The organism is Aliihoeflea sp. 2WW, from assembly GCF_000497755.1.
Taxonomy (GTDB): Bacteria; Pseudomonadota; Alphaproteobacteria; order Rhizobiales; family Rhizobiaceae; genus Aliihoeflea.
Genome location: NZ_AYOD01000021.1, coordinates 76,201 through 98,574, shown reverse-complemented (window position 1 = coordinate 98,574; position 22,374 = coordinate 76,201). Strand labels below are relative to the sequence as shown.

Below are 22,374 nucleotides of genomic sequence, written 5' to 3'. Positions count from 1 at the left end.
GGTGACCCTGGGTCACGTCTCGTCGGCGGACGGCATGGAACACCCGCTCGATGATGGATGTTTGGGGCAGCCGGCGAACTGGCGATTGGAAGCGCGAACTTTCGTTGTCGAAGTACATACCGCCGAAGGCAAACAGGAAGTGGAAGAACTACTTCTCGCCCTATCTCTACCGCGACCGCAACGCCATCGAGCGCATGTTCTGCCGCCTCAAGGACTTTCTTCGCATCGCTACCCGCTATGACAGGCTTGCGACCAACTTCCTGGCCGCCATCTGCATCGCGGCAACCGTCAGCTACTGGTTATGAGTCTGGACCCTAGTATATCGAAGGGGACTGGCGAATAGATCTATTGATCTATTAAAGGAACTGAATCTCAATTCCGCCAATCTGGCCGCAGGCTATCTTTCATTCGCTCGACCTGCACCTGAGCGTAGTGCTTGTCCATCATTTGGATCGACGTGCGAGTATTGCGTGCGAGGTCATGAATGGGAACGCCGTGTGCGAGCTGCTGCGACACGTAGAAGTGGCGAAGTGAATAGGGGGTTCGGCGCACACCCCGATGGTCGTATTCGAGGTCCGCGGCCTTCAATAGCTGCCGAAAGCCGTTCGCAAATGACAAGACCCGCTGGCCCTTCGGATCCGCAAACACGGGTTCGTCATCCCGTGGCTCACGTCCCACCTCCTTGACGAACATCTGCCACAGCATGTCGAGAGCCGGGATCGCCGCGAGTTGCGGGATCAGCGTCCCGCTTTTGCCTTTGCCCCGGACGCGAATGCGCACATCACGTTCGCCGATCGGTTTATTGATGATGTCACGGTAGCCAAGGATGTCACCCCAGTTGAGGTTCTTCGTTTCAGTCGGACGCATGCCGGTGTTCGCGGCAAGCTCAACGTAACAGTGCAGGGCGATACGGTCGCGACGTGTGTGGTCGTCAATCTTGACCTGTTTCCACGCACGGCCATCCGAACTGGTCACCTCTTTGGGACCTCCTGCCAGCATGATCGGATCCACGAGGCGATCCAGACTTGTCTGGATCAGCTTGGCATATTCGTGCGGTTCGAAGCTGGGTCTGCGATTATCAATGCGGCGGTTGGCCCGAATGCTGATCCCCGATATCGGCGTCACGTGGCCCCATCGAGCCAGTTGATCAAACAGCGCGCGAACCGCCACGAGTTCACCGCGCTGTCGGCTGATGGACGGCACATCACGTTTCGGCTGTCGACGCAGCTTCTTGCCGTCGCGTTCGTACTCGATGTAGGGGATGTCTTTGCCCGGACCTGTCGACCAATAGTGCTTGCGCCATTCCAGGTAACGCTCAAGATCGGCGTCACGGATGCCATCGACAGAGCGATCACCGAAGAACCCGATCAGGTAGCGTCGGATAATCGGTGGCCAGTCATTCTTGTGATATGGGCTGCGCTCGCCGCGTTCGGCTTCCGCCTGCATCTTCTCGATGAACTTTTCGGCGACCACCGAAAACGCGGTCGCTTCCAGCTGAAGGCCGTGCTTGCTCCGATAGTGCGCTTCACCCCACGCCTGATAAGCGAGCTGCTCGGCTTCCTGCTCGTCGTCCGTGCCAAGCGATTTCCGGACCTGCTTGCCTCCCAGCGAGGTGCGCTGGAAGAGAGTGAAGGGGCGTTTGCTGGTCTTGCTCATGCGATGTCCAATGGCGTTACGTTGGTGCCGAGCGCTGTGCTAGGACCGTGCTAACGCGTTTTGGAGACACCCTCTAACGCACTGATTAAAAAGGGCTCAAAATCGGGCTGTGCTAGTCCTGTGCTAGCGCATATGCCACGTTAAAGCCGGGATGGGCTAAACCCAAGAACGCCGGTTTTCGTATTAAAAACAAGCACTTATAATGGTAGCGGAGGAGGGATTCGAACCCCCGACACAAGGATTATGATTCCTACGGTCGAATATTATTACCTAAAACCAATTTGTTGACCAGCTCCCACTACACCTACGATATTTGCGCTTAAAGCCTTGCATTGCAAGGGATTTTATCGATAATTGAAGCTGGTGTTACACCAGTCGGTCTGAAAACGAAGAGCCCATCTACCCTTGTCCACAAACTTGAGACTGGTGTAGGGCTGGTGTGAGATTTGCGACACCAGTTTTGGATGAAGGCATGGCGGCGACGAAAGAGTTTATAAAAGCGGTCCATGTGGACCGGGCCGCAAGATCGGCTGAGGCTGTGGCTAGGGCAAAAGCCGAAGGAGAGACGACCGTCGGCAACGCCATGACCGTCATATCTGACATGGCTCTGCCAGGTCTACGGCTCATTAACGCCAACGGCGTCGCGACGTGGGCCGTCAAGACCGAGAGGTTCACCAAAACTCTTGGCTACATCTACCCAAAGCACAACCGACCTCTGACGGCCCCGGAGAAAGCCCGAGAGTTGGGAGGCAGGATCAAGGCGCTTCTAAAAACCGATCCCGATATCATCGACGAGTATCTCGCCTTGTACCATTCGGGTTACGGCCACGATGACGCCCTCGCGAAGATCCGTGACACGTCGATGGACGGCCGCCTCTTCAAAGACTGCATTGATCAGATGATCCTCGATCGGACTGCGGAGGGGGCAGAAAAGCCACTTCGGCCATCCTCCGAGAAAGACATCCGCACGACGTTCAAGAAGCCTGAGTTCGCCGAAATCATGGAGACACCGATATCGGCCCTGACTCGCAGCGATATCGAAAAAGCTCGAAATGATATTCGCAAACGGTCAGGGATCTCACCTGCCAAGAAAGCAATCGCGTGGACGCGAAGCGTTTTTGCGTGGACGCTAAAGTACCATTCCGATGCTGGTCTCGACATCCGGGACACTTGGTGGGAGATGCTGCACGCCCCGTACAAGGTTACTGCGAAGACCCGGAAGCCCGAGATTGCGGACATCGTCAAGTCTCTGATCATAGCGGAGGAATATCTTGAAAAGCCGCTACCTGGCCGATCCATTGACAAAGCCGGGGTTGGGGCTGGTGTGCTTTCGGGTTTGTGGTGGATCGTCATGACGGTGCAGCGCGGCGATGCTGCTCTGTCGCTGAAGACCTACAACCTCCTTCCAGATGAAAACCGCGGGAACGGCTGGCGGATCGCCGCGTGGGAGGACTCCCTGATGAAAGGAGGCAAAGCGCAGATGCTGCCGATCCCTCCTCGCGCAGCCGCACATATCGAGAACATCAGGACAAAGGCCAAGCACCACGGCTCGAAACAATGGGCATTTCCATCCGACCGCGATGCCGACAAACACGCGACTGTTTCCGGCGTCTACCGTGTTCTTTACCGTCTAGCGGGCCGTGACACAGTCGAGCAGAAAAAGCCCGAAGGATGGGAGCCTCGACTGAAGAAGGATGGCACGCCGAAGAAGCTCCCGGTCCGCACGGACAGCCGCGATCTCTTCGAGGAGAACGGCATCGCATGGTGGTCCGGTCATGATGTCCGACGCCGCCTGCAGACTGTGTTGGACGATGCTGGAATTCCGGGAGGAGCGTCGGTGATCTTGGCTCACGAGGTGAAATCCAACGTCGATTTGGATGTCAGTATGACGCAGCAGCAGCGCGAGGATTTCATGCGTCAGCGTCAGGCCAGGATCACGGGCCAGGCATACGGCGGCGCGCAATTCCTCAAACTGAAATCGGAGGGCATGGAGGTTTGGACGAACGCATTGCTCGACGAGTACGAGCGTCAGAAATCTGCAACCGCTTAACGCAACAAACCTATGGATTCCTAGTTTCTTGCTGCTGTATATCCGTCATTAGACACGAGGACGGTGACGACATTGTATATCGAAGCTACTGGCGTTGCCCGCATATCCCACGCCGAAACTGGTGAAGTTTACGAGATCGATTCTGATGAAATCGAATGGGATCCGATCTCTTCAGAAGAGCGCCCGATGGGGCTGGAAAACATTTATGGATTCGAGATTATCCATGAAGAGCTAGGCCCTCTTCGCTGGGAACTTTCGGAGTATCCCGTGGGTGTTACCAACGGCATTTCCCATGAGATCGGCAGCCACCACTCGTCGACGATTTCGAGTTCGTGGCCGTTCCAGAAGCCAGTGACTATGACGAGCCGTTTGAACTGCAGGCTGCGGAAGAGCCAGCGCCGCGTGACGCAGGTCCACATCGCTATCTGTCTGACGACGATGAGGTCGGTGTTACTGCTGACGAGTTGAGCCGTCTATCAACCGACGAACAGGTGCCGTACCTCGTTTACTGGTTCCTCCAATATCACGAAGATCCTGCTCACGAGACACCCTACAATGGGCGTGAAGGTGGCTACCTCTACATCCATGGTGGGCCGTACAACGCTCAAGATGCCCTTTTTGGTGAGTTTGGCGAGAGCATATCGGAGGACGCGCTCGAAGCCGCAGTCGATGAAATCCAAGTCGATGGTACCTACGACTGGGCTCCCACCTCGGCGCATCCTGACCGCATTGATGAAGGTCGAGATGAGGATGAACCAGACCCGATTTCCGATCTAGAGAGCGAGCTTGCAGCCGCTAGGTTCGCAGTAGCGAATGGGGAGGCACCTCAGTTCGGCACAGATCCGGAGTTGGCAAACAGACGGAGGATGCTGTCGTCGTTTGATCAACTCGCAATGATGCTTCCACCTGCTCCGAAGGATCGAGTGCGTGGTGGTATCGGGGACAACAACCCCCCGGCTGATGAAAGATTTACGGACGAGGAGCTGGCTGAAGTTAGGCTGGCTGCTGATGAAATTCGTGGACAGCTGCGCGAAGACGTACCTGACGTCGAACATGTCACTAAGTCGACCAGCGTCATCACTCGAGTTCTTCGTACCGTAGTCCGAAGGTGTGGAGTGGCTCTAGAAGACATAGTGTCTGGCTTCTCCAAGGAGTTCGGAGGCACGCTTGGAAAAGCTGTTGGCTATGGCGTCGTGGGGCATTTCACTGGTATTCTGGAAGCTGTGATATCAGCGCTCAGCAACGTGGGGCCTTGGCTGGCGACGCTGTTCTAGGTCACACGACGACGACAAGAACTTTTCCAATCCGCGCGATATCAGCGCTTGTGCTGCTGAATATCCTCAGCAGCCCGTGCCTGTCCCCACGCGGCGACCTCGTCGGCTGACATCTCGCCACCCGCGATCTTGCGAACAACTTCCAGCGTCTCCGCATCGAGTTCATGACCCTCGATGCGGGCATTCGCCGCGACCTGCTCGACGATCTCCTCGACCGTTAAGCCGCCCTTCGTTTTCAATGACCGCCTAGCCTAGCCACAGAACTGCGGATTGGTATCCACTAGGAAGTCAGCACCTTCGACCGAAGATTCGTAGCCTTCTTGGATCGACAGCGGCGCTCTGATCTCGGAGGCTGCCTCGGCAATAAATGCGAAGCGATCGCCTGACGGCATCAATGCCAACATCCAGACTTTGCTGCCATCGGCGCGAGCGCCGCCCCCATATGTCAAACTGACTTCGAAATCGAACTGGAATTCCTGGCCAGCATGCGAGGTTGTCATGCCCTCACGGGTGACAGTCAGCGCTGGAGCGCCTGGATCATTGCAGTCTACCGACCACCTGCCGAAAACATGCTCGGGCAGGTTTTCGACATTTGCATGAGCAGCGGACGACAGCACGAGCGAGATGACGGCGGCCGAAATGAATGAACTTCCCATCATGGTCTCCTACATATCCCCGAATGCGAACCAGTGTTCCTGCACCTCGTATCGACTACAGGCTTTCCAGCCAGTGGTTTGCACTCTCATATCGCCTGCGCTCCATGTCAGCTGCACGTCGCCGGCATCAGTCGAACCGGAGATGTTATAATCGTGCTCCGACGAGGGGTTCCTCAAGACACCTGAAACCTCACATTTGCGGTCTTGCGCATTCATCCTGTCTGCGAAAACGAGAGTGAAGCTGTGTCCCTCGGCAGCCTGCTCGATCTCGATCCAGCATTGAATGCCTTCAGCACACAACTCCGCTGCCGCCCATTCGCCCACGAAAACGCTTCGGTCTGCCATGGCCGTCGTGGTGACCAGGACTGATGCCAGTCCTGCCAAGAAAGTTGCCTTCATCGTCTATCCTTTTTGTTGCCCGTCATGGTTGTGGTCCACCGCGTCTTTCGGCGGCGTTAAGGCGAATGGTTACCGAACAAGCGCCACTGTCCCCCAACGACAAATAACGCCACCAGACCCCACATCACTGCCGCCGCGAGGATCGTCCAAATCGACATCTGTTCCGGAGAACCGGGATCCTGTTCGGTCAATGGCAGGTCCCATTCTTCCCGGTCGTCTCCGTTGCGATCCTGTCGCCTCAACCAGCCCATCAGTGAAAGTTCCCCAACTGTCGGGCTTCCTCCGGAGAGATCGTCGATACCTTCTTCTGGGACAGGAGGGCACGGATCTCATCACCGGACATCTTGTCGGCTTTGAGCAGGGCGTCTGCCAACTTCAGGATTTCGGCCCTTTGCTCGAGTGCGATCCGCTTGGCTTCATGAACGCATTCGTTGACGATCTCCTCAACGCGCATCCGGAGATCGGCGTTGATCCGCAGCAGCATCGAGACGTTGGCCGGGTCGTTATCCGTGTAGTGCACCATGCTCTCCCCGAAGCCCATGCTGCACTCCATCAGAACGGCAAGCCGGGTGACCTGCGCGAGATCACTGTCATCCGATCCGCCCGCGCCGTCTGTGTGCTCACCGAAAACGACTTGCTCGGCTGCCAGGCCTCCAAGAAGCCGGATCATGCGGCGTACGTAGTCGTCACGGCGAGCGAGAGGCTCCGACTGCCGGAAAGCGACGTGGGCACCTGTGCCGTCCGCGATCTCTTCCCATGTCCGCGAGATAGTTGCGGACTGAATCTCATGCAGGTCGCCGCCCACGACGATGTGCCCGGCTTCATGGACCGCAAGGAGGTATCTGGTTTTGGCCGAGACCAGAGTTTCTTTCGGCAGCTGCGAGACGAGATCGTCAACTGTGATGCCCCGCTTTGCGTATCGGGCAACCCGCTTTGCGAGGCGCACAACTTGCTCGAGATCGGCACCCGACCGGCCGTCGGTCCGTGAGACTACGGGCGTCAGGTCAGCACCGTTCAGATCGCCCTTTAGATGAAAACGCAGGATGCGATCGCGGGCACTAGCATCCGGCAGAGGGATTTCGATGTGACGATCCAGCCGCCCTGGGCGCAGGACGCCAGCATCAATGTCGTCCGGACGGTTGGTTGTGCCAATGACGATTACGCCTTCGCGGTCTTCAGCGCCGTCGAGACATTCGAGGAGTCCATTGATGCATTCGCGGATGTACGCAGCATGATCTCCATTCTGCGCATCACGACTGCCGATGCTGTCCAGCTCATCGATCAACAGGATACACGGAGCACGGCTCTTCGCTTCCTTGAACGCGGCCCGCATCGCCTTCAGGAAGTCGCCCATGTGTCCTGCGGACTGCCATTTCGCGACGGAGCCGTAGACGATGTCGACGTCGCAGGTGCGGGCGAGAGCAGATGCGAAAGTCGTTTTGCCCGTGCCTGGTGCGCCGGACAGGAGGATGCCGCGGTCGACTTCATCCCAGCTGATGAGACCCCGTTGCCAATCCCGGAGGTCGTGAGCCAGGGCAAAGCCCCATTTTTTCGCTTCGCCGTAGCCTGCGAGATCACCAAGCCGCACCTCCGATTTCGGGACTACGACAGCCTTAGGCTTTTCCGGCGACGGCGTGCGTTCTGCTCGGCACTTTTCCATTGCCAGTCCGAAATGCCTGTTCGGTCGGAAAACCAGTCCGATGTCCGTCATGGGCATCTGCGACATGAACACGGCATCGTCATCGGAGATCGGCCCGTCGAGGACATCTGCGTAGAAAATCGCGCACGCAGCTTTGACTTCGTCAGGCGTCGGCTCACCGATTTCGATCTTGCCGTCCGCGATCATCGCGAAATCCGGCGGGAAGCCCTGCCGGTTGGGCGAGACGACGAAAACCCTGTCGATGCGAGACTCGAGGACGACTGCAGCAATCTTCGTCTTGAACAGCGCCGGGTAAGGCGTGTCAGAAAAATAGACGACATCACCGACGATAGTTGGACGCGGAGTGGCATCGACGGGATCTTCGGCAGGAGGGCCGTAACAAAACATCTTTTTGAGAACCTTTGCGACTTGCTCGTCGAGATCTTCGGCATCGCCGACTTGAACGCCGAGCATGACAGGAACTCTGTGGTCATAAATTTCGGGGAGGTCCGCGAGTGCGGTCCTGATTTGCTGATAGATGATGTTTTCCGGGAGCGTGTTGAACGGCGGCTCTTCACCTGCAGCATAATCAGTCCATACCCGCTTGCCCTGAGCGATTCTCATGTTCAACAAAGCTTTGGCGGCAGGCGACGAGGGGTCGATGATAGTTGGTGTATTACCCTTTTTCTTAGTCATGGAAATTCCGGGGGTTCGCGCTGTCCGGCGGATCAGCAGCAGTAGTCCGAGGCGGGGGATTGGACCCCGCCTTACGCAGCCGTAACTGCGGACGTCAGGCCGGGAAGCGCTGCCGTCAGTTCGTGAAAAGTACGGGGCGTGAAAGCTACGTCCGCACAGTCGACACCCACGTCACGCGACAGCCCAAGGTGCGGGATCGAAGCATGAGAATGGCCGTAGAAATGATAGGAACCACGGTTCTGACCGGGCCACGTACGGTGGCCGTAGTGGCTCAAGAACAGCCGATTTCCGCCGTCTGACGTCGATGCCGTGAGTACGGGAGGCCGCTCCCATTCCATGCGCAGGATGTGTGGCAACACGCTGTCGCCGCGGCGGAGATCATGATTGCCGAGAATCAGGTATTTCCGACCCTTCAGTCGCCGATGGATCGCTACGGCACGTTCGGGGCAGCCAAAAGAAAAGTCCCCCAGGTGATAGACGATGTCGGTATCGCGGACGACGGAGTTCCAACGGTCGACCATAAACTCGTCCATTTCCTTGACGGACGAAAAGGGCCGGTTGCAGAAGCCCAAGATGGCTTCGTGCCCGAAATGAGTGTCAGAAACATAGAATTTGCGAGTGAACGCGGACATAAGAATGGCTCCAGACAGATAGCAAAATGGGTTCGCCCGAGATGGGCGGTGACTTCATTTCGCTATGCGTATCGAGAGCCTCGTCATTTGCTGATGTCCTTCGTTGCGATCTTACGTACCGGGATCCTCCGACCCCGGCAAGCCGGCTTAGGCCGATTTCTGAAAAGAAGTTTGACGCGTCAAACGATCAGTCTGCGAAGATGCTTTCGCTCTCATAGGCCCCCTCGAATCCGGATGCCAACGACGAGTAGGCTGGATCCGCGAAATCGTACTCAGCCGAGGTCTCCGTGACCTGCCGGGTTGCGTTCTGGCTCTTTGTCGAGGACGGCTGGCGCTGGAGTGGTGCTGCGCGGACTGCCGACATCGGGTTGGTCAACTTGATAGCCTTGCAGATCCTCAAGAATTTTGGGATGTCCCAGTCGCGCACCGCGATGCAGATGTTCACCATTGTTTTCTTGAACTGCGCGTCCTCCATCTTCTGGATAGCAGCTACGGCGGGGACGACCAGATCTTTGAAGGTCTTCTCGTTGATATGGCGGCTTAGTGAGTCAAACGGCGGGGCTTCGAAATCTGCATATGACTGCATGATCTGCAGTGCCGCATTCGGCCAACACTCGAACTCTCTGCCTGGATAATACCCGTCTGCGTAATCGAGGACGTTCTGAGCGAATTTTTGACCTAGCCGTTTGGATTCCTCCAGCTTTTCAGCTTCGGTTTTTCGGCGGATCACTGGGGGTTCAATTGCTGCGGCAGGCTCCTCAACAGTGACGGGAACTGCGGGGGCCTTAGTGACGGGGACAGGAGTTGGAGTCTTCACCATGAAGGCGGGCGGCGGCGGTGTCTTTCTCGGCTGTGGCTTCACCGCCGTCGTCGGAGCAGGCGGCTGCTTGGGCGGGACCGACGACAGGTATTTCTGATCGACCCAATCCATGAACGCGTGCCCGACGCCCGTCGAGCGTAGTTTCGCAATGACGTTGCAGTTTTGGATGTTGCCATCGACTGACCCGAACGGGTCTTCCTTGGCGGCCGCAATGAAAGCTCGCCATTCATTCGAAAGCGTGACAGCACCAACTCCAGTCGCGGTCACGGCCCTGCCTACGACGAGCGTGCTCGGCAGATCACCGGGATCGAGAGTAGGCTCGTCAGACCTGACCACCCGCATCTCGACGCTCGAAAGGTGAGCCGCCTGCATTTGCGAAATGGGCTTCTGCACACCTGAAATGCGGAAGACGAGTTTATCAATCGGGCGTCCGCGACTAGCACCGCGGATGACATCCATCTCAAAAGAAAACCGCTCAACGTGCTGCTGGACATCGGCAACGGCTGGCTCGACACAGCGGCGCATGAAGCTGCCAAGATGCAGTCCGCCGTCATCCGATGTCGGATATCCGAGTTGCTCCGCAAGTTCCTTGGGCTCGATCTCCCAGACCTTGCCATGCTCGCCGTCCATGCCCGCCCGGAGCGCCAACCTTTGATAGAGGCGTCCGGCGTAACGGGAAGAGAACCGGGCGAACGCCGCGATCTCGAGCATCGTATACTGACGAGCGGCGAAAAAAATTTCCCGTACAGAACGGGGGATTTCATATGACAGGATCGACGTCCCGGTTTTCAGGTCGTCAACGAATTCCGCGGAGATCATCGAGATCGGTGCACGACGTCGGGTTTCGGATGTCGCGATGTCATAGCGAACGACCGTCCTCGTCAGGCGCTCAAGAGAGTCGAGAACGCGGTCGGTGTGACGGACACGAAGGAACGAAAGGACGTCTGGCATCTGCAGGGTGTGCTTGTCGAGGTCGATGCCTTTGTTGCGCGCGTTCGCGAGCATCAGTTCGTAGAGGGCTGCGTCCTGTGCCGTGAGGATGTCCTCACCGACGATACGGAGCGTTTCAATTAGGACACGAGGCTTGTCAGATGTCGGGGCTGGCTCTTGTGAGTAAGCATCGGTCAGCTGCCGGATGAGATCGGACGCCTGCACGCCCTTGCGGTCTGCCCCGGTGATTTTCGTTTTCGATTTTCTGACTTCGGACATCGACCGTGCCCCCAATTCGTGTTCCCTGATTCAAGGATTGGTCGGCCGGCGGAATGAAGCAAGCGGTTTAAGTGACAAGGTTCGGACTTTGTCACACAGACGCCAAAAGTGTTTAAGTGACGGAGTCCGGGATGTGTCACAGAGACATGCTGTTGAAGGCGTTGACGACGTCTAAGTGACAAGATGTCACGAAAAGCAGGGATTTTGCGTCTAAGTGACAAGGTCAGAAACGTGTCACAAAGACACAACTCTGTACAATCTGTCACAGAAAGAATCGGGGTTTTCGAAGACAGGGTTTACGTTCGTCAACGAAATCGTGGGGGGATACTAGGAAAGATTCTTAAGTAAGGATTTCCAGGGGATTTTCGGTTGTCCGGAAGCCGACGCGTAGGTCGGCAGTGCGGGGGTCGATTTTTTTCTTAAGTAAAGGCCGTGGACAGGCTTCGCCCTCATCAGTCGGTCAGGTCGGATGGGTGGGGAGGTAGAGGTTAATCTCGAAAGACCGTGCAAAGGGGAATTAGCGGAACGGTCAAAGAGGCTCCACATTTCGTTTTCAGTTTGACATGTCAAACATTGTCCTTGAATTTGTCCGCCGGTCGACCGATGCTGTGTCTGTGGCACGGGAACGCCGTGCAGGAGATGCAGCATGACGAAGACCGCGAAAACGAATACTCAGGCCGAGCAGGACGAGGCCCTGCTTGCACTGTACAACAAGCTCGTCGAGCGTGAGCCCACCGTGCGGGAACTGTCCGTCGAAGATCGACGTGACTATATGCGTCGGAAGAAGCGGGAGAGCCGTGAAGCGGGTCGTCGGAAAATTAGTCAGGGAAAACTCCCCGGCACATCGCAGTTTATGCGTCTCGCACTTGCCGACGCGGCTATTGCGATACTGCAAGAAGATGGTCCCGGGGCGGATCGTATTCGCGAAGTGATCCGGTCGATCTTCTCCGAGACTCCCGGGACGGCGCTGCGTATCGAGCAAAGCGTCAGAAACGGGTCATTCAAGCGCAAACTCCAGTGCGACGTGGTCTGACCCCGCCCAAGCCAAACCACGTCTCAAACGGCCCTTTCGGGGCCGTTTCTTATTCCGGTTGTCGCTTGCAAGCCGCGTCCGCATCGTAGTGACGACACGTAGTGACGACGGGAGACGGAAATGCCGCGATACGCAACTCTAACAAACACAGCACACCAGGCGCGCCAGCGCCGTTATCGTAAGCGCCTGCAGGATCTGGGTCGTCCGGAAGCGTCAGCCGTTGACGTTGCCGTGGCCGAGGCAGTGGCACGTCTGGTCGAGGGTGCGTCGCGTGACGCGTCTGCGGACAAATCCGTTTTCCGGCGTCTCCTGTCAGATTCACTCGACCTGCTCGTCTCCCGGGGCTATTCGCCAGCAGCAGCCAAAACCTCGCTTATTCGCCGCCTGGGCCGTTTCGATCCGTCGGCTGCCAATGCGGCTCGGGAGCAGTCGTCATGACCGTCTCAGCATCACATCGAGACGCCACAGGCAAAGGCAGTTCCCCCCGTTACTCGACGGTTTTGAATCGTCAGATGAGAAATTCACGTAGAGACGGAGGACGACATGTCTGAAATCTCGCTCTGGGACGATCCTGAAGACTTCGTTCGCGAGCACAACGCAGACCCGTGGTTCCGGGAGCGCGACCACCGCACGGCTACCCGTAGACGGGGTGGCCTGAGGCATCTGGCTGCTAAAGCGGCACAGACCCGTTTCGGGATGTCTCTGACCGATCTCGACCGGGAAGCCCGCCAAGCTTCTCCAGGACGTGCTCACATCAAAGCAGCTCACGATGCTCTCCGGATTGTCGCTGGTTGCGACCCCGATCACGTGAAAGATGCAAACGGTTTGGGGTTCGCGAGGTCCGACGTTGCCCTCGGTCATGCTCTCGCATCCGCATCGATCGATGCGATTCAGAGCAGCCCCGCGTACGCCGCGCTCGTTCACGAACTGGCAGCGCGTTACCGTCGCCAAGTCCCGGCATCTCTGAATCTCGAGATGGGCTTCACAGAACAAACCGACCTGTTCGACTGAATCCCGCCGGCGAACTGGAATCTTGCAGGACCGCGTCCAATCCTTGTCTGAACGAGGAGACTGCGGATGTTCGTGACAACGGTACGGTTTACGACCAGGCAGGTCTCGGGAGGGACATGCACTGGTCGATCTGGGGCTGATGCGCGACATCCAAGCGTGGTATCGTGGCGTCATGTACGAAATGGTCGACCTTGCGGAGCAGGGCGAGCTGAACGAAGTCGCAGACCGCTGGGAAAGCACAAATGTGGTCAGGCTGAATGACTACCGGATGCGGCCACGGATGTCGGCCTAGCCGCTTTTGCGCTTTCTGAAGAGAGTTCCCGTCTTAGCGACGCAGCCGGTCTTCAGCTTCGTCTGTCCTTGTTTCTCGTATCCGCGCGAGTACATGACCTGGCCTACGAGATACCCAGCGGTGACCGTGCCGCCATTATGCGCACCGTAGTCAGATTTCAGTTCGGCGGCGATGAGGGGATCGACGGCTTCGACCGGCGGACGACCCTTTGCAGCCGAATCAAGCATCAGCTCGATGTTTTCGGTCTTGCCGATGACGAGTTCGATAGCTCGATAGATCGGGTGCCCGTCGTAAATTTCCTGCTGCTTCGTGTACGGTAATCCCGTCGTCTGGAGCATGCCGATAACTTCGTCGGCGGCTGGGCCACCTTGACGCAAGCAGTTGTCATATATGGCTGCACGTTCCTCGAGCGTTCGACGACGAAGGGAGTCAACGGTGTGCAGCTTCTGTAATGGCACCGTCGTGTCGTTCATCGATGACCCTCGAGATTTTGAGCGTTCCGCCGGTCGGCATATGATCTGTTCTACAACCGGAGATCAGCATGCCACGTACGAATAAGACAGCCCATACAACCGAAACCCCCAAGGAAGAAACGGCCCCCGCACTATCTGCAGAGGCCGCTTTTATCACGGATCATATGTCGCCGAGGTCAGGGACGACGATGCCCGACGTCTATCGGAAGGATGCCCTGAAGACCGCCTTGAAGAAAGCCGATGAGAAGGTCAAAGCTTTCATCGACGAGCGGCTAGCAGAGGGCTTCTCCTATCGAGAGATTTCCGAGCTGTACGTCCTCGAGACCTCGCTCGTCCCGGTCCTCACCGAAAGAGATCGCGGCAGCCGGGTCGAGTGCTGGTACGAGGTCGAAATCGTCGAAAGGGAAGCTGCTTAGTCGTCGGCGTACTGCTCGACCAAGGCCTTGGCTTCAGCCCGCCTGTTGCTCCGACCCATAACATCGCTGATAGCACTGCGGGCCGCATCTGCCTTGCCCTTGTAGAGCATGATACACCGGAACTGGAAATCGGATGGAGCTTTTTCGTTCGAGTTCTCAACCTCTTGGATCGCATTTCGGAGATCATTGTACGCGCTCTCAAAAAAACCCCAGAGCACGGGCGTGCTCGGGTTGCCCTCCAAGCTCTTCTCTGCGCGATCGAGATTTTTCAGGAAGTCCTTATTGACGACAATTGCGGGATGGCTGTGGGGATGGCCCTTCATGTCGTCGCTTTTGCAACGCGCAATCTCATTTTCAGCGCGCAAACGCAAAAGATCGAGTTCTTCCTTGATGAATGGCTTGAAGGGTTCGGGGATTTTTTTGTCAGTCAACGTTCTCTCCTTTGGGCGGTCGTAATCGCCGCCACAGGAGATTGGGTCAACCCGAAGTTGCTGATTTGCGTGGATCAGGCACACTTAATATCCGACGAGGTTAATTGCTGTAATTTGCAGCTATTTACTCCTGTCGGAATCTAAATCGTTACGCTCCTCCCTACGCAGAAGCGAGAGGTATTCCAGCTCCCACTCCCGGCGGAATTCCTCATCGGCCTGCGCTTCAGCTCGGCCACCGTCAGGAAGAAATTCTTTGGCGTTAGCCTTCCATTTTCGGCTGTAAACGATCCACGCTGCAATAATCATTGCCGCGCCGACGATGTACCGTGAACGGTCGGTTGACGCTTCGATGCCGAAGTAATTCAGGGCCATGATGCACAGGATGGCCAGCATGAACAGAATGGGACCAGCCGCGGTTTGGCTCTGCTTGGCGTCGTAGGCCTCCAGCTCTAGCCTGCCGATGTAGTTTTTGACTTCATCAGGTAAATTTGCGAGCTTAGCTGCCGGGTGGACGTCGCGGTCGCGGATCGCGTCTAGCTTCCGTTTCTGGGCCTCGGTCAAATTGCCCGTGTAGTCAGGCCGCCGATACCATGGCAGGTCGGGGTCGATCTCTTTCCGCCACCACAAATTAGTCCCTCCGATTATCTTTTTTCCCATCTGCCTGACAGTATTGCAACAACCGCGACGGCCGACGATGTCGCTTCAAGGCAGAGGCAGCCAACTGCCTCGTTGCAGTCCTCCGGTGCTGCAGATTATTGGCCAAATCTAGCGATGCCCGGATGTGTGAGCGAATTTCCTTGTTGCTGCCGCCCTCGTACTCGTGGCGCAACCATGCTTCGAGCAGACGTTTGGCATCAGTATCGCTGATTATCTTTCCCGTTTCGTCTGTCGTGGGATGCCGGTCCGAGTCATGCACCTCTTGGGCAAGCGAGATCAGGACTTCCCGACATAGTAGGCCGACACCCTGCCAAGCTTCTTCGACCGAAGCCACATCAAGATCGGCACGAGCCTTTACCAAGCCCCGATCGACCCGTTCCCAGCCGGTCGGCTCGCGTTCGTGAACCGCCGCGAACGCCCTGCCTGCAGCCGCACGGATTGAAGGTTTAAACAGCTCTCTGATGTAGTGCCGTCGCTCCCGATAGCTGTCGTAACCTTCAGACTTCCAATAATGAAACCATGCCCACAAATCTTCGTGCGGGTTGGTGTATGGAACGTTGCTCGCAGGGCAAAGGCTCGTAAGGCGAACTTGCCGGGCAAGGTAGTAGTCGTTGACGTCCTGTATCTGTGTCCCTCTAGTCGCGACATCGATCATCATCTCCTGATGGATCAGGAGTTCCGGCAGAATAGACTGGGCACCTTCAATGGCCGAGCCGGAAGCTGCTAGTGATGTGAAGCCAGACGGCGCGGTGAGTCCCGGGTCATCGCTGACGATAGCCTCGGCGATGCGCTTCTTGTCGAAACCCTGCAGTCCTTCCAGCGCTTCCGAGAATGGTCTCGGGGAGGTGATCGTGATGACGGTGTCAAACCATTCACCCATGTCGACCTCGACTTCAGAGAAGGCCAGAAGCTTGGACAAGTCGTGACGTTGCAGGCTTTCGAGGAATTTACGAGCATTCGCAATAGAATCGGTCATGCCGAGATAAAATGACGGGATCGCCTGGACAGCAAGATGAAGACTCTGGTTTCCCGTCTATCCACAGTAACCCACAATTCTTGATGCGGAGGACTTGATTAGGAAATTTCCGCCGGCGGACCAACAATGATGTCAGAAGCCCGATGAGGCGAGGGAGGCATCGAAGACCAGAAGCGGGCTTCCGCGTATGGTCTCGCATACACGCTGTATCCGCCGATCGATCTCGAATTGGATCAGGCAGCAGCCGAAAAGATGGAGCAAAGGCGCGCGGCTCGGCGGGCTGCCGCAAGGGCAATCGAAACATGAATTAGTGGGGTTGCCCGTCAATAGAATTGCGGTCAGCATTTTCTAAGAATAGGAGAAAATATTGACCCACACCGCCCCAACGATCCAGAAGGCCGACCTCCGCGACACGCTTGTCAACAAGCGCGATAAAGGCGCGACGACATTCGTTTTCGATATTGATGCGCCAACCGCCGCTGCTCTTAATCTGAAGCCGGAAGGGCTCCGACTGACGATCCCGGCAGCATCCGGAGATGCCACTATCACCGCGGACTATGCCGACGGGTATGAGCATTCTTACACTCACGAGCTGTATCTCGACAAAGACCAGGCTACCGCCGCGCGGGCTAATCCAGCCGGTTTCTTGCAGACGATTACTGGATACCGTTTCGAGCTGGAGCGCATCGACGAGCCGCAGACTGCGGAAGACGATGACCGTTTCCTTCAGGAGATAGTCGCACTGAAGAAGAGGTGGGGACTTCTCGATCCGTCGGTCAACGTACGCCTGGTGAGCTGAGCTATGACGATGACCACGGTACTGAAATCCGCTGAAATCTTGGCCGTAGAAGCCGATGAGTACGACACGTGCATCTCGATGAACATCGTCAGCGAGCTGACGATGAAATTGGGTATCACCAGTTTCATCAGGCTTCAGGTTCCTGGCCGGGGTCATAGCCTCACTGTCATCGTAGAAAGAGCCGACGGGACATATTTCCATCGTCTCTACGACGACAACACGCTCCTTTCGTTTCCTCCGGATAACGAGCGCGAATGCGACGACGACGAGTATGTGACCGGATACGGCATCCCGATTCTCGACGAGGACCACCGGCTCGCGCTGAGTGATCCGGCTGCCATCATCGATCGATGGCTGTCATACGCAGACGAGATCCGTTCGGAGCCGAAACTGGATCGGGATAATGGCGCGGACTACGAGGAGCACGAGGCACTCCGGTTGTCGATTCAGCGGAAGTACGGTTTTCGGCCGACACCGACGGACTGTCCCTACATAAAGAAGGCCTCCTAACCGGGGCCATTTTTTTGCCGACCGCGTCTCGTATCTTGCACGAGACCCCCCGCACCATCCGCTGAAGACAACGTTCTTGAGCGGATTTTTCATGGCCGGAAAGGCATCTCGTACTGACGTCACGATGAGCACGCGAGCAATCGCCGGTGCTCCGACGTTTGTAGATGCCGAGAGCTGTTCATTCGATATCATCATCGCGACAGAAACTCCTGTCCACACTTGGATCTGTGATCCTGCCGACGCTGAAAAAGTCATCGAGGTAGACGAGATCCTCGTTGCAGCAGGTCTCGACATGTCGCGATCTGCCCGTATGCCTTGTTGGCACACACGATGTCTGTTCCGCTGGGCGGCTTGATCTTCATGCCGCGACCTCAACGACCTGATCGTCCGGCAGGGGCCGTTGCAGCGCCTTCGCTTCGTCCCATGGCGCGCGCAGCCAGACGTCGATTTCTTCGGTGGTCGTCAGGATTACTGGCATCGCCTTTGGATGGATCGGCGCGACCACGGCGTTGGGCTCAGTCGTGAGAAACGCAAAGATGTCGGCCGTCACCATGCCTTCTTTTGCCTTGCGCACGCCGGTCCATGTCGTCCACATGCCCGCGAAGACGAACAGCGGCTTCATCTCGTCGATAGCGAACCAGTGCAGCGGCAGTTTGCCGTCCGGTCCGCGCACCGTGGCGTATTCGGAGAATGAGGTCGCAGGCACGACACAGCGGCTCTCGACGCCTTGCCATGGCCGCCAGTGGGGCGAGGTCAGGTTGCGGACGTTGGTCGTGCCGCTATCCGGCTCCAAGGCGAGCAAGCGCCGGAACTCATCGTCATCAATGTCCTTGCCCTTCGCCCGCATCTTCTCGACGCGCTTCACGGTCGCCTCGAAGATCGCCTTTTTCGAAGACGGCATTCCCCAGCGCGCGCGAACCAGCTCGCGCTCGCCATCCATACCTTGCCGCACGATGGGAGCGGGATAGTCGGGGTAGACATCCTGCGGCTCGAGATTGCCGACCCGGTTCGTCATCGCGCGCGTCAGTTCAAGGATCGCCTGCGGGCCGATGGTGATGTTGTAGAGATTGCACAAGGCGCGTCCCTCCCGTCAGCCGCTGGCCAGTTGCATCGGGACGCTCTCGCCGAACGCGCGATGCTCGCCGCAATACCAGCGCGGCTCCGCGCGCCCGGTCGCAAATCCAAAGCTCCCCCAGCGTGCGAAGCCGGGATGCGTGCACCCGTGCTCGAAGATGCCCGCTGGCGTCTGGGGCAGGTATGGAACGACCTGTGGTTCATCCGCAATCATCGAGATAGCTTCCTTCGCTTCGACGCAAGGTAAGACACAGGATGGCTAGTCGTGCAAGTTTGTTCGCGTTATGTTCGTATTCATGCTCAGCCCCGTCCGCATTCCGAACATCATCGACCGCCGCTCCGCATCAATGTCGCGGCCGGGTTTCCATCGCCTGCTGCCGATGATCAGGAGGACACGGTCGATCCCTTCGCATGGGTCGTTCGGCATGAGAGCGCAACGTTCTGGTGGCGGGTGTCGGGCGACAGCCTTGTCGATGAAGGCATCATCGACGGCGACCTGATTGCCGTGGACAAGGCAGGCAAGGCACGGCCGGGCCGCATCGTTCTGGCGGTCGTCGAAGGCGGCGTTACCGTCAAGGTGATCGAACGGCGCGATGGCGAGCTTTGGCTGATGCCGCGTTCGCGCAAGCAGAACTATCCGCCCATTCGTATGAATGAAGACTGCGAGATCTGGGGCATCGTTGCCGGGGTCGTGCGCCGCTATCCGGTCGAATGAGCCATGGCCGATCCGCTGGCCCTGATCGACTGCAACAACTTCTACGTCTCGTGCGAGCGCGTCTTCGACCAGAGGCTGGTTGGCGTGCCGGTGGTGGTGCTGTCGAACAATGACGGCTGTGCCGTCGCCCGATCCGACGAGGCCAAAGCCCTCGGCATCAAGATGGGCGAGCCGCTGCACCTGTTCCGCGACAAGGTCGAGCGCAACGGCATCAAGGTGCTGTCCTCGAACTACACGCTGTATGGAGACATGAGCCGCCGGGTGGTCGGCGCGCTTCATGCCTTCTCGCCATCGCTCGAGGTCTATTCGATTGACGAGACGTTCGTCGATCTCTCCGGCTTCGGTGGTCGCATGGTGGGACAGGCGCGCGACATGCGTCAGGCGGTGCGCCAGCTGACAGGCATTCCGACCTGCGTCGGCATCGGCCCCACCAAGACACTGGCCAAGCTCGCCAACCATGTCGCGAAGAAGAACCCTGTCTTCGGCGGCGTCTGCGATATGATGGACGCAACGATCCGAGCCATGTGCCTGCCTCACATCGCGGTCGGTGAGGTGTGGGGTGTCGGCGGCCGCACTGAGGCCAAGCTGCTGGCGCAGGGCGTCAAGACCGTCGCAGAATTGCGCGACATGCCGATGGCTCTGGCGCGCAAGGTCGGCACCGTTGTCCTGGAGCGAACGGTCGCCGAACTGAATGGCGTGCGATGTCTTGACGTTGAAGAGGTCGAACCGCAGCGTAAAGGAATGGCGGTGACCCGGTCACCCGGCACGCCAATCACGGACATCGACACGATGGGCCGGGCGATCACTGCTCACGCCACGCGCGCAGCAGAGAAGCTGCGCCGTCATGGTCTTGTCGCCGGGACCCTCACGGTCTTCTACCACACCAATCCGCATCGACCGGACCGGCCGCAGCGCCATGCCAGCAAGTCGATGGCGCTCAAGCCAATGTCGGCGGAAACGTTCGATCTTGTCGAGACAGCAATGCGATGCCTGCGGGCGTCATGGCGGACTGACAGGCCTTACGGCTTCACCAAGGCAGGCGTCATCCTCGACGATCTGCTGCGACCTGACCAAGCTCCGCAGACGCTGTTCGCGCCTATTCGGCCACGCGACGGCCGCCTGATGGATGCGCTCGACCAGGTCAATGACCGCTTCGGTAAGAAGTCGCTTGTGCTGGCTAGCGAAGGGTTCCGTGAGAAGAGCTGGCACCTCAAAGCTGAGATGCGAACGCCGCGATATACGACGCGGTTGGCGGACTTGCCTGTCGTGGAGGCATGACAACGAGCCTTAAAGACCCGCTCAACATTGCCCGACATTTTCACCTGAGTTTGATCGCGAACATCCGGATCGATGTCTTTTTACGTAGCGAATTAGCCAGCCGAGCAATAAATCTCCACCGTCACACAAGCATTCGCAAAATTAGGGCGCGTTAATGAGCAAAAAGGAAGAGCAGCGAATAGATCAAGAGATTCATCGGGTTGCTCGCTCGCACGACCCCTTCGCCGCAGCTGTCAGAACCACGCGGATGCCGATGTTGATTACCGATCCATCGCAGCCGGACAATCCCATCGTCTTTGCAAACGACGCGTTCTCTCGTCTCACAGGCTATGCACGCGAAGAAATCATGGGCCAAAATTGTCGCTTCCTGCAGGGCACAGGGACGAGCGTCGATGACATCACCAAGGTCCGCAACGCCATCGCCCGTCGAGAAGCCATCGAGATCGATCTTCTCAACTATCGCAAAGACGGCACAACGTTCTGGAACCGCGTCCTGATTTCACCCGTCTTCGATGATGACGGCAAACTGACATACTTCTTCGCCAGCCAGTTCGACGTGACGCCTGAGAGACGGCGATTAGCGGAACTCCACGATTCACACTCGGAACTTGAAGGGCAAGTCGAGAAGCGGGTTCTCGATTTGACCGCGTCAGAGAACCGTCTTCGCTTCATCCTGAATGCTGCAAGCATGGGAACGTGGACACTGGAACTGGATAACGAGCGCCTGATCTGTTCCGCCCGCTGCAAAGAAAACTTTGGGCGAGAGCCCAACGAGTCGTTTTCCTATGCTGATCTTAAAGCAGCTATCGAGCCCGAGGATTTTGAGAGGTGGCAATCGGCCGTGACCGAGGCGATTGCCAACCACGGCGAATTTCAGGTCGAATATCGGATCAGAACCCCAAAGGGCGAGAGACGCTGGATCGAAGTGCGTGGTCAGCATCTTTCATCGGATGGGTCGCAAGTCCGGATCATGACCGGCATTACTCAGGACATCACCGAACGCAAGGAAGCGGAGGAACATCGCAAGCTTTTGGCGAGAGAGCTCAACCACCGCGTCAAAAACTCCCTTGCCACAGTGCAATCGATCGTTTCCCGCTCGCTGAGCACTGCGAACTCATTGGAAGAGGCCAAGGCAATCGTCTTCGGGCGTATTGGAGCAATGGCTGCCGCTCAGGATGTGCTGACGTTGGAAGGGTGGCGTTCTGCGGACCTCAAAGCCTTAGTCTACGAGGCGCTCAAACCTTTTCAGGGAGCGGACATTCGCATCGGTGGCCCACGTGTGGTCTTAAATGAGCAGGCCGTTTCAGCCCTGTCGCTCGCAATCTACGAACTGGCGACCAATGCCTCGAAGTATGGCGCACTATCGTCAGAAGCCGGATCTGTGACGATTCACTGGGATGTTCTACCCGGCAACCCGCAGAAATTGAAGTTCCATTGGAGTGAGATGGGCGGGCCTTCGGTTGTGCCGCCTAGCCGAAAGGGCTTTGGAACACGTCTAGTGGAAGGCGTTGTGTCGGCTGCTTTGGGCGGGACCGCGAAAATCAACTATAGGCCAGCTGGCGTCCTCTACGAGATCGAAGCTGCGCTGCCGGACGAACAGCTCGGGTCAACCGAGAATTAGCCTTTTCCGGGACGAAACGGGGCGACAGATGCCGCCCCGAAGTCGGTTCTTAGGCGT

Annotated in this window: 26 protein-coding genes, 1 tRNA gene and 1 pseudogene; 14 read left to right on the top strand and 14 right to left on the bottom strand. The window is 57.5% G+C overall.

Translation table 11 applies throughout. From position 1 onward, the window contains the following. Nucleotides 1–116 precede the first annotated feature (116 nt). Nucleotides 117–305: pseudogene (locus tag ALII_RS0112195) on the top strand (transposase); the annotation flags it as partial. 67 nt (nt 306–372) lie between these two features. Here the strand turns inward: ALII_RS0112195 and ALII_RS0112190 are convergent. Further along, the gene (locus tag ALII_RS0112190) at nt 373–1,656 is read right to left on the bottom strand and encodes a site-specific integrase (RefSeq protein ID WP_024587590.1); all 1,284 of its coding nucleotides are present in this window, start codon (nt 1,654–1,656) and stop codon (nt 373–375) included. Nucleotides 1,657–1,859: 203 nt separating this feature from the next. Then, a tRNA-Met gene (locus ALII_RS22430) sits at nt 1,860–1,961 on the bottom strand. Nucleotides 1,962–2,128: 167 nt separating this feature from the next. On the opposite strand from ALII_RS22430, the gene ALII_RS0112185 reads away from it, so the two are divergent. Both ALII_RS0112185 and ALII_RS22785 read left to right on the top strand, forming a co-directional pair. Continuing rightward, a complete protein-coding gene (locus ALII_RS0112185) occupies nt 2,129–3,706 on the top strand; it encodes a hypothetical protein (protein ID WP_024587589.1) in 1,578 nt (525 codons plus the stop codon). A 332-nt stretch (nt 3,707–4,038) separates the two neighbouring features. Beyond that, complete coding sequence (locus ALII_RS22785; protein ID WP_152529617.1) at nt 4,039–4,980, top strand: hypothetical protein; 942 nt, start codon at nt 4,039–4,041, stop codon at nt 4,978–4,980. Nucleotides 4,981–5,021: 41 nt separating this feature from the next. Here the strand turns inward: ALII_RS22785 and ALII_RS0112165 are convergent, their stop codons facing one another. The 6 genes from ALII_RS0112165 to ALII_RS0112135 form a co-directional block, all read right to left on the bottom strand. After that, a complete protein-coding gene (locus ALII_RS0112165) occupies nt 5,022–5,219 on the bottom strand; it encodes an antitoxin VbhA family protein (protein WP_024587585.1) in 198 nt (65 codons plus the stop codon). A gap of 12 nt (nt 5,220–5,231) precedes the next feature. Next, nucleotides 5,232–5,636 carry a hypothetical protein gene (locus ALII_RS0112160; protein ID WP_152529616.1) on the bottom strand — a complete coding sequence of 135 codons (405 nt, stop codon included), beginning with the start codon at nt 5,634–5,636 and terminating at the stop codon, nt 5,232–5,234. Nucleotides 5,637–5,645: 9 nt separating this feature from the next. Beyond that, entirely contained in the window at nt 5,646–6,035 is a 390-nt protein-coding gene (locus ALII_RS0112155; protein ID WP_024587583.1) for a hypothetical protein, read from the bottom strand. A gap of 250 nt (nt 6,036–6,285) precedes the next feature. Then, nucleotides 6,286–8,370 (bottom strand): AAA family ATPase, encoded by a 2,085-nt coding sequence (locus tag ALII_RS21260; protein WP_024587581.1) that lies wholly within the window; start codon nt 8,368–8,370, stop codon nt 6,286–6,288. A 71-nt stretch (nt 8,371–8,441) separates the two neighbouring features. Beyond that, entirely contained in the window at nt 8,442–9,002 is a 561-nt protein-coding gene (locus ALII_RS0112140; RefSeq protein WP_024587580.1) for a metallophosphoesterase, read from the bottom strand. Between the two features lie 187 nt (nt 9,003–9,189). Next, complete coding sequence (locus ALII_RS0112135) at nt 9,190–11,031, bottom strand: replication initiation protein (RefSeq protein WP_024587579.1); 1,842 nt, start codon at nt 11,029–11,031, stop codon at nt 9,190–9,192. 646 nt (nt 11,032–11,677) lie between these two features. On the opposite strand from ALII_RS0112135, the gene ALII_RS0112130 reads away from it, so the two are divergent. From ALII_RS0112130 to ALII_RS22710, 4 genes are all read left to right on the top strand, one after another. Beyond that, a complete protein-coding gene (locus tag ALII_RS0112130) occupies nt 11,678–12,064 on the top strand; it encodes a hypothetical protein (protein ID WP_024587578.1) in 387 nt (128 codons plus the stop codon). A gap of 120 nt (nt 12,065–12,184) precedes the next feature. Then, the gene (locus ALII_RS22420) at nt 12,185–12,502 is read left to right on the top strand and encodes a hypothetical protein (RefSeq protein WP_152529615.1); all 318 of its coding nucleotides are present in this window, start codon (nt 12,185–12,187) and stop codon (nt 12,500–12,502) included. A 105-nt stretch (nt 12,503–12,607) separates the two neighbouring features. After that, nucleotides 12,608–13,075: a hypothetical protein gene (locus ALII_RS0112125; RefSeq protein ID WP_024587577.1), complete on the top strand. Its 468-nt coding sequence runs from the start codon at nt 12,608–12,610 to the stop codon at nt 13,073–13,075. A gap of 139 nt (nt 13,076–13,214) precedes the next feature. Continuing rightward, nucleotides 13,215–13,367, top strand: coding sequence for a hypothetical protein (locus tag ALII_RS22710; protein WP_161632260.1), 153 nt, complete (start codon nt 13,215–13,217; stop codon nt 13,365–13,367). On the opposite strand, the gene ALII_RS0112115 is transcribed toward ALII_RS22710, so the two are convergent. Beyond that, nucleotides 13,364–13,840, bottom strand: coding sequence for a hypothetical protein (locus tag ALII_RS0112115; protein WP_024587576.1), 477 nt, complete (start codon nt 13,838–13,840; stop codon nt 13,364–13,366). The genes ALII_RS22710 and ALII_RS0112115 overlap by 4 nt on opposite strands. Nucleotides 13,841–13,908: 68 nt before the next feature. Between ALII_RS0112115 and ALII_RS0112110 the strand changes: the two genes are divergently transcribed. Then, nucleotides 13,909–14,256, top strand: a complete 348-nt coding sequence (locus ALII_RS0112110) for a hypothetical protein (protein ID WP_152529614.1) — start codon at nt 13,909–13,911, stop codon at nt 14,254–14,256. Here ALII_RS0112110 and ALII_RS21255 read toward each other — a convergent pair. The 3 genes from ALII_RS21255 to ALII_RS0112095 form a co-directional block, all read right to left on the bottom strand. Beyond that, nucleotides 14,253–14,687, bottom strand: coding sequence for a hypothetical protein (locus ALII_RS21255; RefSeq protein ID WP_152529613.1), 435 nt, complete (start codon nt 14,685–14,687; stop codon nt 14,253–14,255). The two genes, ALII_RS0112110 and ALII_RS21255, sit on opposite strands and share 4 nt — an antisense overlap. Nucleotides 14,688–14,807: 120 nt before the next feature. Further along, nucleotides 14,808–15,314, bottom strand: a complete 507-nt coding sequence (locus tag ALII_RS0112100) for a hypothetical protein (protein ID WP_024587573.1) — start codon at nt 15,312–15,314, stop codon at nt 14,808–14,810. 1 nt (nt 15,315) lies between these two features. Then, nucleotides 15,316–16,320, bottom strand: a complete 1,005-nt coding sequence (locus tag ALII_RS0112095; RefSeq protein WP_024587572.1) for a hypothetical protein — start codon at nt 16,318–16,320, stop codon at nt 15,316–15,318. 367 nt (nt 16,321–16,687) lie between these two features. Here ALII_RS0112095 and ALII_RS0112085 point away from each other — a divergent pair, with 367 nt between their 5' ends. From ALII_RS0112085 to ALII_RS22415, 3 genes are all read left to right on the top strand, one after another. After that, on the top strand, nt 16,688–17,119 hold the full coding sequence (locus ALII_RS0112085) for a hypothetical protein (protein ID WP_024587571.1): 432 nt from the start codon (nt 16,688–16,690) through the stop codon (nt 17,117–17,119). 3 nt (nt 17,120–17,122) lie between these two features. After that, nucleotides 17,123–17,629: a hypothetical protein gene (locus tag ALII_RS0112080; RefSeq protein WP_024587570.1), complete on the top strand. Its 507-nt coding sequence runs from the start codon at nt 17,123–17,125 to the stop codon at nt 17,627–17,629. Nucleotides 17,630–17,705: 76 nt separating this feature from the next. After that, complete coding sequence (locus ALII_RS22415) at nt 17,706–17,984, top strand: hypothetical protein (RefSeq protein ID WP_152529612.1); 279 nt, start codon at nt 17,706–17,708, stop codon at nt 17,982–17,984. A 3-nt stretch (nt 17,985–17,987) separates the two neighbouring features. Here the strand turns inward: ALII_RS22415 and ALII_RS0112075 are convergent, their stop codons facing one another. After that, nucleotides 17,988–18,704, bottom strand: coding sequence for an SOS response-associated peptidase (locus tag ALII_RS0112075; protein ID WP_029660469.1), 717 nt, complete (start codon nt 18,702–18,704; stop codon nt 17,988–17,990). A 15-nt stretch (nt 18,705–18,719) separates the two neighbouring features. Then, a complete protein-coding gene (locus ALII_RS0112070) occupies nt 18,720–18,917 on the bottom strand; it encodes a hypothetical protein (RefSeq protein WP_051375858.1) in 198 nt (65 codons plus the stop codon). Between the two features lie 51 nt (nt 18,918–18,968). Between ALII_RS0112070 and ALII_RS0112065 the strand changes: the two genes are divergently transcribed. The 3 genes from ALII_RS0112065 (at nt 18,969) to ALII_RS0112055 (ending at nt 22,317) form a co-directional block, all read left to right on the top strand. Further along, nucleotides 18,969–19,418 (top strand): S24 family peptidase, encoded by a 450-nt coding sequence (locus ALII_RS0112065; protein ID WP_024587568.1) that lies wholly within the window; start codon nt 18,969–18,971, stop codon nt 19,416–19,418. A 3-nt stretch (nt 19,419–19,421) separates the two neighbouring features. Continuing rightward, on the top strand, nt 19,422–20,696 hold the full coding sequence (locus ALII_RS0112060; RefSeq protein WP_024587567.1) for a Y-family DNA polymerase: 1,275 nt from the start codon (nt 19,422–19,424) through the stop codon (nt 20,694–20,696). Nucleotides 20,697–20,850: 154 nt separating this feature from the next. Further along, entirely contained in the window at nt 20,851–22,317 is a 1,467-nt protein-coding gene (locus ALII_RS0112055) for a PAS domain-containing protein (protein ID WP_024587566.1), read from the top strand. Nucleotides 22,318–22,374 lie beyond the last annotated feature (57 nt).